The sequence below is a fragment of the Nitratireductor mangrovi genome, assembly GCF_007922615.2.
Lineage (GTDB): Bacteria > Pseudomonadota > Alphaproteobacteria > Rhizobiales > Rhizobiaceae > Mangrovimarina > Mangrovimarina mangrovi.
Window position 1 is genome coordinate 2,593,695 of the sequence record NZ_CP042301.2, and the last position, 11,880, is coordinate 2,605,574.

Here is an 11,880-nt window from a genome sequence, read left to right on the forward strand (position 1 = left end):
GCCAAACCGGTCTCGAACCGCCGCCATGAAGAGCTTCATGCAAGACCTGCGCGGCAACGCATTGGCGCGGCCACGCTCTTGTGAGTGGAACTGACGAGACCGGCGGTTACGTAGGCAAAGCGGATCGGACCGTTGGCAAGGGAACGGGGCGCTCTATAGAGCAACACGCCTCGGCGTCAAAGCCCCTGCGAGCGTGCGGACGCCGCGACCGCCTTTTGCGCCGCGAACGCCCGCCGGTAAGCTGGGCGCGCTTCGCCGCTGGCTACATAAGCGGAGAGGTTTGAATAGTCTTCACGTATGCCCATGCCGTCGAGCCTGCGCAGAACCATCACCATCATCAGGTCGCCGGCGCTGAAGGCGCCGCCGTCGAGCCATTCGGCATCACCGAGTCGGCGGGCCAACTGGTCGAGGCGGCAACGAACGCGATCCTCAAGAACCGCGCGAAGATCGCCGTACCATGGCCTGCCTCCAACCATATACCGTGACTGCTCCAACTCGACGATCGGCGGCTCGACCGTGTTGAGCGCCGCAAACAACCAGTTGATCGCCCGCGCCCGCGCATTCGGTTCCTCCGGCAGCAAGCCGGCATGGTGTTGGGCAATGTGGAAGACAATTGATCCGGACTCGAACAATGCGAGATCGCCATCCTCAAAGGTCGGGATCTGGCCGAAAGGATGCAGCGCGAGATGCGCAGGCTGTTTCATAGCCTCGAAGGACACGAGGCGCACATCGTAGGGCTGCCCGACCTCCTCCAGCGCCCAGCGGACGCGCATGTCGCGCGCCAGTCCCTGGCCGCCGTCCGGCGAGCTTTCAAAGGCGGTGATGATAGGGACCATGGTCGTTCTCCAGTCAGTGGCTAAGTGAAGACGTCTGAACGGGCGGATATCCGACATGCCTCCGGCGAAAGCCGCGCCGGTTCCGCAAGCAAAGCAGAGCTGACCGTTGGTGAGGTGGACGCCGTCTATAGTGTGAAGGGGAATGGCTGAAAGGCCTCGCCTTGCCAGCCATTTGGGCAAGACGCGGCGGTCGCGGCCGTTATGCTTTCGCGCGAGCGCCCTCCGACCGGATTCGCGGCGCGGTGGCAAGCGCAAAGAAAGAATTAGCTTCCACGCAAGAAACCACTTGCGCAACGGCACCGAGATTGCCTAAGAACGCGACACCTGAACACAACCCTGCATTGAACACTTCCGGCTGCCTCGCGGCGTGAACCGCACGCGATGCGTGCACCCTGATGGCGGGAGACAGGAAGCGCATGACCGACGTTGCGAAGGCACAGGCACTTGTCGTCGGCAGCTCCCCCATCAATTGCGTCGTCATCTCACGGGTCGTCGAAAGGTTCGGCATTCGCGTGTCCAGTGTCGCGCCTCGGCAGGCGACCGAACGCCTGACGCGCGAGGAACCGGCGATCGTCATCCTCGATCTGCAGCCCTCCGACGGGGATTGTGCCGAGCTCTTCGAACAGCTTCGCGCCATGCGCAGCCGGACGTCGCGGTCATTGCCGGCGGTGCTGCTGCTGTCGACCACCAACACGGTGCCCGGGACGGTGGAAGCCGGGCCCGTCGTCGACATGGTCGTCGCCCGGCCGGTGACGATCGATCGCCTGCAGCCGGCGATCGAGGCGTTGCGGGCGCGCAATGGCGACTATTCCGCCCCACGGGCCTGACCCCTTTCCCATCCGCGTGGCCGGCGTTTATAGTCCGCGCACCGCAACGTTGTTCTGGTGACTGATGCCTCCCGAAAAGAAGGACGCCCGCGCCGCCGGCCGTTCTGGCCGAAAACGGCTTCCCGCCTTTGTGAAAAACCTGCGCGGCGTGAAAAGCTGGAAGGAAGCCGGCGCCTGGCTCGATTGGCGCAGCATCGAGGACATCGAATGCATCACGCCCGACCAGGCCGGTGTTGCCCGCGGCAAGATGATGCCGTCGAACAAGTTCACCTCGAACACCTCGCTGGCGCTGCCCTCGGCGGTGTTCATGACCACGATTTCGGGCGGCTATCCGGAAAACAGTCCCGACTTCACCTATCCGGCCGATGACGGCGACCTGAAGCTGCTGCCCGACCTCAACACATTATCGGCGGTGCCCTGGGAATCGGACCCGACCGCTCAGGTTATCTGCGACCTCGTCTACCAGGATGGCCGCTCGGTCGAGTTCACCCCGCGCAACGTGCTGCGCCGCGTGGTCGAGGCCTATCACGAGCATGGGCTGCGCCCCATTGTGGCGCCGGAGATCGAGTTCTACCTCGTCTTCAAGAACCCCGATCCGGACTACCCGCTGACACCGCCCGTCGGCCGGTCGGGCCGCCCCATCGGCGGCGGCCAGGGCTATTCGATCGCCGGCGTCAACGAATTCGACGAACTGATCGACGACATCTACCATTTCTCCGAGATGCAGGGTCTCGAGATCGACACGCTGATCCACGAGGAAGGCGCGGGCCAGCTGGAGATCAACCTGCGCCACGGCGACCCTGTCGAGCTTGCCGACCAGGTGTTCATGTTCAAGCGCACCATCCGCGAGGCAGCGCTCAAGCATGACACCTACGCAACCTTCATGGCGAAGCCGATCCAGGGCCAGCCCGGCTCGGCCATGCACATCCACCAGTCGGTCGTCGATCTGAAGAGCGGCCGCAACGTGTTCAGCAATGAAGACGGCGGCGAAAGCGCCATCTTCCGGCATTTCGTCGGCGGCATGCAGAAGCACATGCCCGGCGCCCTCGTCATGATGGCGCCCTATGTGAATTCCTATCGGCGGCTGACCCAGGGCGTGTCGGCGCCGGTCAACACCAAATGGGGCTACGACAACCGCACGACAGCCTTTCGCATTCCGCGTTCCGACCCGGCAGCGCGCCGGGTGGAAAACCGCATCCCCTCCTCCGACGCCAACCCCTATCTGGCGCTCGCCGGCTCGCTCGCCTGCGGGCTTATCGGCATCCTCGACAAGCTCGAACCGGAACCGCCGGTCGGCCAGGCAGCCAACCAGGACGAGATCGACCTGCCGCGCGGACTGCTGGAAGCCGTCGGCCTGCTGGAAGAGGATGAGGCGCTGCACAAGATCCTCGGCGCGCCTTTCGTGTCGACCTACGCTGCGCTGAAAAAGGCCGAGTTCGAAACCTTCATGGAAGTGATCAGCCCGTGGGAACGCGAGTTTCTGCTTTTGAATGTTTGACGTTTCGGGTGCCGCGCAGAACGACCCGCCGCCTCGGCGGCGGGTCGCAATCCGTGTATCGCTCAGAGCGTATAGAGCGTCAGGCTGCCGTCAGCCGCGACATCCGCACCCACGACCGTCGAGACATCCACATTGTTGGCCTTCAGCGCGGCATCCAGTTCGGCATGGGAACTGATCGCACTGCGCAGCGCGGCAATCTCCGCCGCGCGGCCTTCAAGCTTGGACTGGGCGTCCGCGTCCGCGGAGGCGTCGACCTTGACCATCTTCACCGCGGTGATCCGGCTCAGGCCCTGGAGCTTGCCCGTCACGCTGCCGAGCGAAGACACGGCCTCGTCGATGCCGACATTGGCCGCGGTGGAAGCCGTGGTTCCCACGTCGACGCCGACGCCGGCTCCGCCGATTCCGACATCCGCGCCGAGATCGGCCCCGACGCCACCTGTGACACCGCCACCCACCTGAGCATAGGCCGGCGCGGCGAGAAGGGCGGTTGCCACAAGAGCGCTGCTTGCGGTCGAGAGAAACTTATTCATGTTCTTGACTCCATTCGACTGTGTTTCCGTGAACGCCCGAAAACGGTCATCCACGGCGGCAATCAGCTAGGTGGCGCCGGTGCCCGCAATGTGACGCCGGTTTTCAAACTTGGCGAAACCGCGATGCGAAACTTGACCGGCTCGCCGCGCACCCGACGCAACCAACGGGAAATCCTCGAAAAAATCTGCCCGGTTTCATGAAATACCAATCCCCGATCTCCCCCGGCACATCCTGGTACGAGGCCTCGGCCGGCGAGCGCCCGTCATATGCGTCGCTTGATGGCGACGCGCGCGCCGACGTCATCATCATCGGCGGCGGCTTCACCGGCCTGTCGGCGGCAGCACACCTGGCAAAGGCCGGCGCCGATGTCGTCCTGATCGAGGCACATCGGTTCGGCGACGGTGCTTCCGGCCGCAATGGCGGTCAGATGGGCACGGGGCAGCGCGCCTGGGCCGAAGACCTCGAGGCCGAACTCGGCTTGTCGCGCGCCAGGGCGCTGTTCGACCTTGCCGAGGAGGCCAAGGCGCATCTGCTCGACTTCGCCGCCGCCAACAACATCGAGATCGACTACCGGCCCGGGCAGCTCTCTGTCGCGCACAAGAAGCGCTATGTGGACGAATACCGCGCCCATCCGGAGATCATGGCGACGCGGTTCGGCTACGAGCACCTGTCCTACATGGATGCCGCGGAGACCGCGCGCCGCGTCGGGTCGGAGCGCTATTTCGGCGGCGTGCGCGACACCGGCACCGGCCATATCCACCCGCTCAAGCTGGTGATCGGCACCGCGCGCGTTGCAGCGGCCGCCGGCGCCCGGCTCCATGAACAGACGCAGTCGACGGGCATCAGGTCCGCCGGCGGCAAGGTCGTGGTTTCGACCGGACACGGCGCAGTCACTGCCGACAGGTGCCTGATCGCCGTGAACGCCTATGGAGGAACGCTCGAGCCCGTGAGCGCAGCCCATATCATGCCGATCGGTTCCTTCATCGGCGCCACACCGCCGCTCGGCGACGACAGTCCGGTGATCCCGGGCGGCGAGGCGGTTGACGATTCGCGTTTCGTGGTGCGCTATTTCCGCCGTTCGGCGGACGGTCGGCTGCTGTTCGGCGGGCGCGAAATCTATTCCGACAACGACCCGAAAAACATCGCCCATCAGATCCGCAGGCAGATCGCCGAAATCTACCCCGCGCTCGGCGATGTCGAGATCACCCATGCATGGGGCGGCTATGTCGGCATCACCATGCCGCGGAAGCCGTTCGTGCGTGAGGTCATGCCCGGCGTGATCTCGGCCGGCGGATTTTCCGGCCACGGCGTCATGCTCTCGAACTTCACCGGCAAGCTCTACGCCGAGGCTGTCGCCGGCAATCGCGACCGACTGAAACTGCTGGAAGACCTGAAGATACCGCCCTTCCCCGGCGGCCCGCGCCTGCGCGCGCCGCTGCTGTTCCTGGCGCTCAACTGGTACGCCTTGCGCGACCGGCTATAGCCCCGAGGGGCCCGCCACGCCTGCCGAAGCCGCGAGCGGAGATCGGACTTGTCGCCAGAGGCGCGCGGGAGTAGGTTCCGCTCCCCGCCCCAGGACGGAACCGGTCCGTTACCCAGCCCCATCATGCGCCCATGTCGGAAGCCCAGATACGCTACGCGGCCTATCTGACCGCCATCTTCGCGCTTTACCTCGCTGGCGCGATGCTGTTGCCGGCGGTCGTCGACTATTTTGCCGACAACCCCGACTGGCGCGTCTTCGCCAACTCTGCCCTTCTCGTGGGCATCCCAGCGGCGGCCTGCGCGCTTGCTACCCGCTCGCCCGCGGTGCATCTCAATGCCCGCTTCGGCTTCCTGCTGGTAAACCTCCTGTGGGTCACCGCATCGCTGATCGGCGCCATTCCCTTCACGCTGGCCTCGATCGGGCTCGATATTGCCGACGCGGTGTTCGAGTCGGTCTCCGGGCTGACGACGACCGGCTCGACGGTCATCTCCGGTCTCGACGGCCTGCCGCCGGGCCTGCTCCTGTGGCGCTCGATCCTGCAATGGGTTGGGGGGCTCGGGGTCGTGGCGCTCGGCCTGTTTGTCCTGCCGCTGCTCCGGATCGGCGGTATTGCCTTCTTCCGCATCGAGTCTTCTGACCGCTCGGATCGACCCTTCGCACGCTTCTCGACATTCAGCCTGGCGCTCCTGGCCATCTACTCTGGCCTGACGCTCGTCTGCGCCATGTTCTATGCGGCCGCCGGCATGACGGGCTTCGACGCGATCAACCACGCCATGACCACGCTTTCGACCGGCGGCTTCTCCACCCACGACGCCTCGCTGGGCTTCTACGGGCACAACCCCGCCGTCATCTGGACCGGCACCATTTTCATGTTCGTCGGCGGGCTGCCCTTCTCGATCCTCATCCTCCTGGCCCTGCGCCGACGGCTGGACGCGCTGCGAGACCCCCAGATCGCGGTCTATGCCGCCTTTTGCGCCATCTTCAGCCTCTCCGTCGCTGTTTTCCTGAGGGCGAGTTCGGGCTTTTCCTTGTTCGAGGCGCTGACCCATTCCGCATTCAATTTCGTGTCGCTGATCACGACGACCGGCTTTGCCAGCGCCGACTATTCGCTTTGGGGCACCTATCCGGTCGCCTGCGCCTTCGTCGCCACCATCATCGGCGGCTGCTCGGGCTCCACCGCCGGCGGCATCAAGGCCTACCGTTTCCTGATCCTGTTCGAGATGGTGCGGCTCGGACTGCGGCAGCTGATCTACCCGAGCAGCGTCGCCTCCATCCGCTATGGAGACCGCAACATCGCCCCGGACATGCAGGACGCCGCGGTGCTCTTCATCAGCGCGTTCGTCGTGATCTGGGCTTTGGCCCTCATCCTTTTGGCGGCGACCGGGCTCGATTTCATGACCGCGGCGACCAGCGCCCTGACGGCGCTGACCAATGTCGGCCCGGGGCTGGGCGAGATCGTCGGACCCGCGGGCAATTTCGCGTCGCTTCCCGATACGGCGAAGTGGATCCTCGACGCCGTCATGATCCTGGGCCGACTCGAGATTCTCGCCGTTCTGGTGTTGTTGTCGCCGGCCTTCTGGAACTGAGACCGCGAAACCTCCGCCGGCCGGCAACCGGCATTTCCGCGCTCAGTTCCAGGCCACCGGCAGATTGAGCACCCCCCGGAAAGCCCAGCCGCCGATCCTGATCGCCTCGCCCTCATCCACGCGCAGGTTTTTCAGCCTGGCGAAAACCGCAGGCAGGGCGACATCGGCGACCATGGCGCGCGATGCCGCCGCGCCGGCGCAGAAATGCGGCCCGGCTCCGAACGACACCGACTTCGACGTGTCGCGCGAAACATCGAACCTCTCCGGCGCGTCGAAATGAGCCTCGTCCCGATTGGCCGAACCGAACATCAGGAAGACGCGGTCCTCCGGCTCGAATGTGACGCCTGCAAACGCGTGACGTTTGGCCACGCGCCGCGGCGACATGCCGATCGGCGCGATCCAGCGCGCGAACTCCTCGAAGACCTGCAACCAGGAAGCCTCGCCAGTATACACCTTCCGTAGTTGCGCGGGATGGCAAAGCAATGCCCAGACCGCACCGGCAATGGCATCGCGTGGTTCGTTCTGGCCACCGCTGATCGCCAGCTTGACGTTGGCGCGCACGCTTTCCATCGGCATGCCCGCTTGCAAGAGCACGCTGAGCAAGCTCTGGTTCGGCGTGTTCGTCACCACCGGCAGCATGTCGTCGATGGCCGCGTCGATGCCGGCCGTCGCGGCGTGGCAGCGCCTTTCGACCTCCGGGTCGCCGACATAGTTGGCGATCCCGTCGATCATGCCCTGCGACCACGCGTCCATGTCCTCAAACCGCATATTGGTGAGGCCGGTGATGTCCTTCAGGCACTCGGCCGAAAAACGCAGCGCGAACGCCTTGACGAGTTCGGCCTCGCCGGCTGGCGCCAACTCCTCCAGGATCCGGTCGCAATGGGCCTGGAATTTTGCCGTCCAGGCATTGCGCACGGTCTTCGGAGACAGGGCCGGAAAGGCCTGGCGGCGCTCGGCCAGATGCGCCTCGCCGTCCTTGCGCATCATGTTGTGGCCCATGAGGCGGTTCATCAGCCCTTGCGGCTGGTGCGAGGAGAAGACGGCGATGTTCTTCTCGCACACGAAGATGTCGTCGCGCCGCGTGATCAGCGTCGCTCCCAACTGTGGCACGAAGGCGATCGGCGCCTCGGCGCGCATGCGCGCGAGGTCGGGATAGGGATCGGCCCAGAAGCGCTGGACGTCGATTTCGTAGCGCGGTGCGTCCGACATGGCTCTCCTCGCTCGTGGCCGTCCGTTGGGCCGGTTACATCCTGCGGACGAGCACGCTGCCGGCGGAATAACCGGCTCCGAAAGAGCAGATGATACCGAGACTGCCGGCAGGCAGGTCGTCGGAGTATTTCGAGAAAGCGATGATCGAGCCGGCCGAAGAGGTGTTGGCGTAGTCCTGCAGCACATTGGGCTGCTCTTGCGCGTCCGGAACGCGGCCCAGCACCTTCTCGCCGATCAGGTCATTCATGTTCTTGTTGGCCTGATGCAGCCACATGCGCGCCAGTTGCGACGGCGCCAGCCCCTCGTCGGCCAGATGCGACTGCATCAGGTCGACGACGATGGGCACGACCTGTTTGAAGACCTTGCGGCCCTCCTGGTAGAATTGCATGTCGCGCCGGTCCGCCATGTGGCCGTCGCGGGTGCGGCGCAGGAAGCCGTTGTTGTTGCGGATGTTGTTGGAAAACTCGGTCAGGCAGCGGGTGGAAAGAATTTCCCAGGCGCCGTCCGACGCGAGGCCTTCGGTCCGTTCCAGGACGACCGCCGTGCACACATCGCCGAAGATGAAATGGCAGTCCCGGTCGCGCCATTCATGGTGTCCCGACGTGATCTCCGGGTTGACCATCAGGATCGCCTTCGCCGAACCGCAGCGGATCATGTCCGCCGCCGCCTGTATACCGAAGGTCGCCGACGAACAGGCGACGTTCATGTCGAAGGCAAACCCCTTGATGCCGAGCGCCTGCTGGATCTCGATGGCGATCGCCGGATAGGCGCGCTCGTGATTGGAGGCAGCGCAGATCACCGCATCGATGTCATCGGCGCGGCGGCCGGCCTTTGCCAGCGCCTCGCGCGCCGCGGCAACGGCAATTTCGGCCATGATCGAAAGCTCGTCATCGGAACGTTCGGCCAGCAATGGATGCATGACCTCGGGATCGAGGACGCCGTCTTTCTCCATCACGTAGCGGCGTTCGATGCCGGACGCGCGCAGGATGAACTCCTCGCTCGACATCGGTTTCTCGGCCATCTCCCCGGCATCGATCTCGGCCCGATGCGCCGCATTCCACGCCTCGGCGTAGGCGTTGTAGGAGGCCACGAGTTCGGCGTTGGTGATGATTTTTTCCGGTGTGAAGATGCCGGTGCCGCTGATGGCGACCTTGTGCATGACGTTTCCCCGACCCTTTTGGCAAAGAATCGGGTGCCAGCCGCGACTGGTCAAGCCAATTCGCCTGTGTCCCCAGTTCGTTGCGCCGCGCTTCGCCTCAGAGCGGCCAGAAGAACAGGATCGCCGGCACCGAGACCGCTATGATGAGCAGTTCCAGCGGCAGGCCCATGCGCCAGTAGTCGCCGAAATGGTAGCCGCCTGGGCCCATGATGATGGTGTTGTTCTTGTGGCCGATCGGCGTCAGGAAGGCGCAGGAAGCCGCCACGGCGACGCCCATCAGGAAAGGGTCCGGCGAAACGCCGATAGACTGCGCGATGCCGACTGCGATCGGCGCGGCAATCAGCGCCGTCGCGACATTGTTGAGAAAGTCGGACAAGGTCATGGTCACGACCATCAAAACCGCGAGGATCGCCCAGGCGGGCAAGAACGACGTCTGCGCAACGATCGAGTTGGCAATTAGCGCCGTGCCGCCGGTGTCCTCCAGCGCGAGGCCCAGCGGGATCAGCGAGCCGAGCAGCACGATGACCGGCCACTCGACCGCCTCGTAAACCTCGCGCGCGCCGACGATGTTGAACAGCGCATAAAGCGCCACGGCCGCGGCGAGCGCGATCGGAAGCGTCACGAAGCCAACCACCGAGGCGGCGATCGCGGCCGCGAAGATACCGATGGCGAGCAGCGCCTTGCTGCGCTGGATGACCGCATGGCTGCGGTCGGCGAGCGCCATTGCGCCCATCCAGTCGATCGCATCGGCGACCCGGTTTTCAGGCCCAAGCAGGAGGAGCACGTCGCCGGGCTGGATGGTCAGGTTGCGCACACGCTCGCGGAAGCGCTTGCCCTGGCGCGACACGCCGATCAGCGTCACGCCGCGCCGCTCGAGAAGCCGCATGTCCATCGCGCTGCGGCCGATGGCGCGGGCCGTGGGCGGCACGATCGCCTCCGACAAGGTCATCGAGCGTCCGATCAGCCCGTCTTCCTTGGGCTTGACCGCAATCTCAAGCTTGGCGCCGCCGACAAAAGCCTCGATCGATTTCGGATCGCCCTCCACCACCAGCCGGTCGCTCTTGCGGATTTCCTCACCGAAAGCGAAACCCGGCAGGCGCTTGCCCCGCCGCACCAGCCCGAGGACCGCCACGTCGAACTCGTCGGCCTTTTCGACCAGGTCGCGCGGGGTCTTGCCCACCCATTCGGAATCGCCCGGAAAACCCGCCTCCGTGACGAACAACCCGCTCTCGGCTTCGCCGTTCTTCTGCGGCGCCAGCCGCTGCGGGATGAGCCGCCAGCCGACCCCGGCCACGAAAACGATGCCGGCAATGGCGCAGACCAGCCCCACCGGCGAAAAGTCGAACATCGAGAACGGCTCGCCCAGCGCACGGTCGCGAAACTGCGCGATCACGATGTTGGGCGGGGTTCCGATCATCGTCACCATGCCGCCGAGAATGGTGGCGAAGGAGAGCGGCATCAGCGACAGCGAGACCGAACGGCCGGCCTTCTTTGCCGTTTCCATGTCGAGCGTCATCAGGATGACGAGCGCGGCGACATTGTTGATGATGGCGGAGAGTGCTGCGCCGGCAACTGACATGATGCCGATATGGTTCGACAGCGAGCGGCCGGCATCGACGACATATTGCGCGATCAGTTCCACCGCGCCCGAATTGATCATCGCGCGAGAGGCGATCAGCACCAGCGCGATGATGACGACGGCCTCGTGGCCGAACCCTTCGAATGCGTGTTCGGCCGGCACGACGCCGCCGATGACGGCAACGATCAAGGCCGCGAAGGCGACAAGGTCATAGCGCACCCGCCCCCAGACCAGCATGGCGAAGACGATGCCGAGCAGGCAGAAGATGAAAAGCTGGGGTCCGGTCATGAAATCGTCCGCTGCTGCCGTCGGCGCGTCGTTGGAACGTCGTCGTCCTGGTCTGGTTCCGGAAAAGAGTGTTCAGATGCAGCGCCCGCCATCCACCTCGAGCGCGACCCCGGTAATGAAGTCGGCCTCGTCGGAGGCGAGCCACAGCGCCGCATTGGCGATGTCGCGCGGCATCGACAGCCTGCCGAGCGGGATCGAGGCACGGAACAGGGCACGCTTTTCCGGGGTATCCTCGCCCATGAACTGGGCCAGCATGCCCGTCTCGCCGGCGACCGGGCAAAGGCAGTTGACGCGGATGTTCTTCGGCGCCAGTTCGACCGCCATCGACTTCGTGGCAGTAATCGCCCAGCCCTTGGACGCGTTATACCAGGCAAGGCCGGGCCGCGGCCGGAGGCCCGCCGTCGACGCGGTGGTGATGATCGAGCCGCCGCCCTGCTTTTCCATGATCGGCACCACCGCGAGCGCGGCGAAATAGATCGCCTTCATGTTGACCGCGCCGATCAGGTCGAAGGTCGCCTCGTCGACGTCGAGCATGCTCTGGTTGGTGTGGGTGAAGCCGGCATTGTTGACCATGATGTCGATGCGGCGGTGGCGCTCCATGGCGGCGGCCACCATCGCGTCGATGTCGGCCTTCTGCGACACGTCGGCCGTCACCGGCAGGGCGGCGTCGCCGATCTCGCCGGCCACGCGCTCCGCACCCTTGGCGTTGAGGTCGGAGACCACAACGCTGGCGCCCTCCTCGGCGAAACGCTTCGCCATGCCTTCACCGAAACCCGACGCCGCGCCGGTGATGATTGCAACCTTGTCCTTGAGGCGTGCCATGTCTGCTCCTGCTGCTGGCAAGTAGTTGGCGCCCTTTGCGAACGCCTGAGGGGCAAAAGCCC

General features: G+C 65.1%; 10 protein-coding genes. 4 read left to right on the forward strand and 6 right to left on the reverse strand.

All coding sequences use genetic code 11. From position 1 onward, the window contains the following. Positions 1 to 176 precede the first annotated feature (176 nt). Positions 177 to 836, reverse strand: coding sequence for a glutathione S-transferase family protein (locus tag FQ775_RS12715; RefSeq protein WP_146302000.1), 660 nt, complete (start codon positions 834 to 836; stop codon positions 177 to 179). Positions 837 to 1,252: 416 nt separating this feature from the next. Here FQ775_RS12715 and FQ775_RS12720 point away from each other — a divergent pair, with 416 nt between their 5' ends. Together FQ775_RS12720 and FQ775_RS12725 are read left to right on the forward strand one after the other, a co-directional pair. Continuing rightward, positions 1,253 to 1,663, forward strand: coding sequence for a response regulator (locus FQ775_RS12720; protein WP_146300293.1), 411 nt, complete (start codon positions 1,253 to 1,255; stop codon positions 1,661 to 1,663). A gap of 64 nt (positions 1,664 to 1,727) precedes the next feature. Then, positions 1,728 to 3,161, forward strand: a complete 1,434-nt coding sequence (locus FQ775_RS12725; RefSeq protein ID WP_146300292.1) for a glutamine synthetase family protein — start codon at positions 1,728 to 1,730, stop codon at positions 3,159 to 3,161. A 62-nt stretch (positions 3,162 to 3,223) separates the two neighbouring features. On the opposite strand, the gene FQ775_RS12730 is transcribed toward FQ775_RS12725, so the two are convergent. After that, the gene (locus FQ775_RS12730) at positions 3,224 to 3,691 is read right to left on the reverse strand and encodes a hypothetical protein (protein ID WP_146300291.1); all 468 of its coding nucleotides are present in this window, start codon (positions 3,689 to 3,691) and stop codon (positions 3,224 to 3,226) included. Between the two features lie 197 nt (positions 3,692 to 3,888). Between FQ775_RS12730 and FQ775_RS12735 the strand changes: the two genes are divergently transcribed. Next, complete coding sequence (locus FQ775_RS12735; protein ID WP_146300290.1) at positions 3,889 to 5,175, forward strand: NAD(P)/FAD-dependent oxidoreductase; 1,287 nt, start codon at positions 3,889 to 3,891, stop codon at positions 5,173 to 5,175. A gap of 131 nt (positions 5,176 to 5,306) precedes the next feature. Beyond that, positions 5,307 to 6,761 carry a TrkH family potassium uptake protein gene (locus FQ775_RS12740; protein ID WP_146300289.1) on the forward strand — a complete coding sequence of 485 codons (1,455 nt, stop codon included), beginning with the start codon at positions 5,307 to 5,309 and terminating at the stop codon, positions 6,759 to 6,761. 42 nt (positions 6,762 to 6,803) lie between these two features. Here FQ775_RS12740 and FQ775_RS12745 read toward each other — a convergent pair whose 3' ends face one another. From FQ775_RS12745 to FQ775_RS12760, 4 genes are all read right to left on the reverse strand, one after another. Then, positions 6,804 to 7,970 (reverse strand): cytochrome P450, encoded by a 1,167-nt coding sequence (locus FQ775_RS12745; protein ID WP_146300288.1) that lies wholly within the window; start codon positions 7,968 to 7,970, stop codon positions 6,804 to 6,806. 34 nt (positions 7,971 to 8,004) lie between these two features. Continuing rightward, positions 8,005 to 9,129: a beta-ketoacyl-ACP synthase III gene (locus tag FQ775_RS12750; RefSeq protein WP_146300287.1), complete on the reverse strand. Its 1,125-nt coding sequence runs from the start codon at positions 9,127 to 9,129 to the stop codon at positions 8,005 to 8,007. A 97-nt stretch (positions 9,130 to 9,226) separates the two neighbouring features. Then, a complete protein-coding gene (locus FQ775_RS12755) occupies positions 9,227 to 10,996 on the reverse strand; it encodes an SLC13 family permease (protein WP_146300286.1) in 1,770 nt (589 codons plus the stop codon). Between the two features lie 72 nt (positions 10,997 to 11,068). Further along, positions 11,069 to 11,818, reverse strand: coding sequence for an SDR family oxidoreductase (locus FQ775_RS12760; RefSeq protein WP_146300285.1), 750 nt, complete (start codon positions 11,816 to 11,818; stop codon positions 11,069 to 11,071). Between the last annotated feature and the right edge of the window lie 62 nt (positions 11,819 to 11,880).

What these genes read in the sequence shown, in the direction of transcription:
- FQ775_RS12755 (WP_146300286.1), bottom strand. Translation starts at nt 10,996, where the DNA reads ATGACCGGACCCCAGCTTTTCATCTTCTGCCTGCTCGGCATCGTCTTC.
- FQ775_RS12730 (WP_146300291.1), bottom strand. Translation starts at nt 3,691, where the DNA reads ATGAATAAGTTTCTCTCGACCGCAAGCAGCGCTCTTGTGGCAACCGCC.
- FQ775_RS12725 (WP_146300292.1), top strand. Translation starts at nt 1,728, where the DNA reads ATGCCTCCCGAAAAGAAGGACGCCCGCGCCGCCGGCCGTTCTGGCCGA.
- FQ775_RS12760 (WP_146300285.1), bottom strand. Translation starts at nt 11,818, where the DNA reads ATGGCACGCCTCAAGGACAAGGTTGCAATCATCACCGGCGCGGCGTCG.
- FQ775_RS12745 (WP_146300288.1), bottom strand. Translation starts at nt 7,970, where the DNA reads ATGTCGGACGCACCGCGCTACGAAATCGACGTCCAGCGCTTCTGGGCC.
- FQ775_RS12750 (WP_146300287.1), bottom strand. Translation starts at nt 9,129, where the DNA reads ATGCACAAGGTCGCCATCAGCGGCACCGGCATCTTCACACCGGAAAAA.
- FQ775_RS12740 (WP_146300289.1), top strand. Translation starts at nt 5,307, where the DNA reads ATGTCGGAAGCCCAGATACGCTACGCGGCCTATCTGACCGCCATCTTC.
- FQ775_RS12715 (WP_146302000.1), bottom strand. Translation starts at nt 836, where the DNA reads ATGGTCCCTATCATCACCGCCTTTGAAAGCTCGCCGGACGGCGGCCAG.
- FQ775_RS12720 (WP_146300293.1), top strand. Translation starts at nt 1,253, where the DNA reads ATGACCGACGTTGCGAAGGCACAGGCACTTGTCGTCGGCAGCTCCCCC.
- FQ775_RS12735 (WP_146300290.1), top strand. Translation starts at nt 3,889, where the DNA reads ATGAAATACCAATCCCCGATCTCCCCCGGCACATCCTGGTACGAGGCC.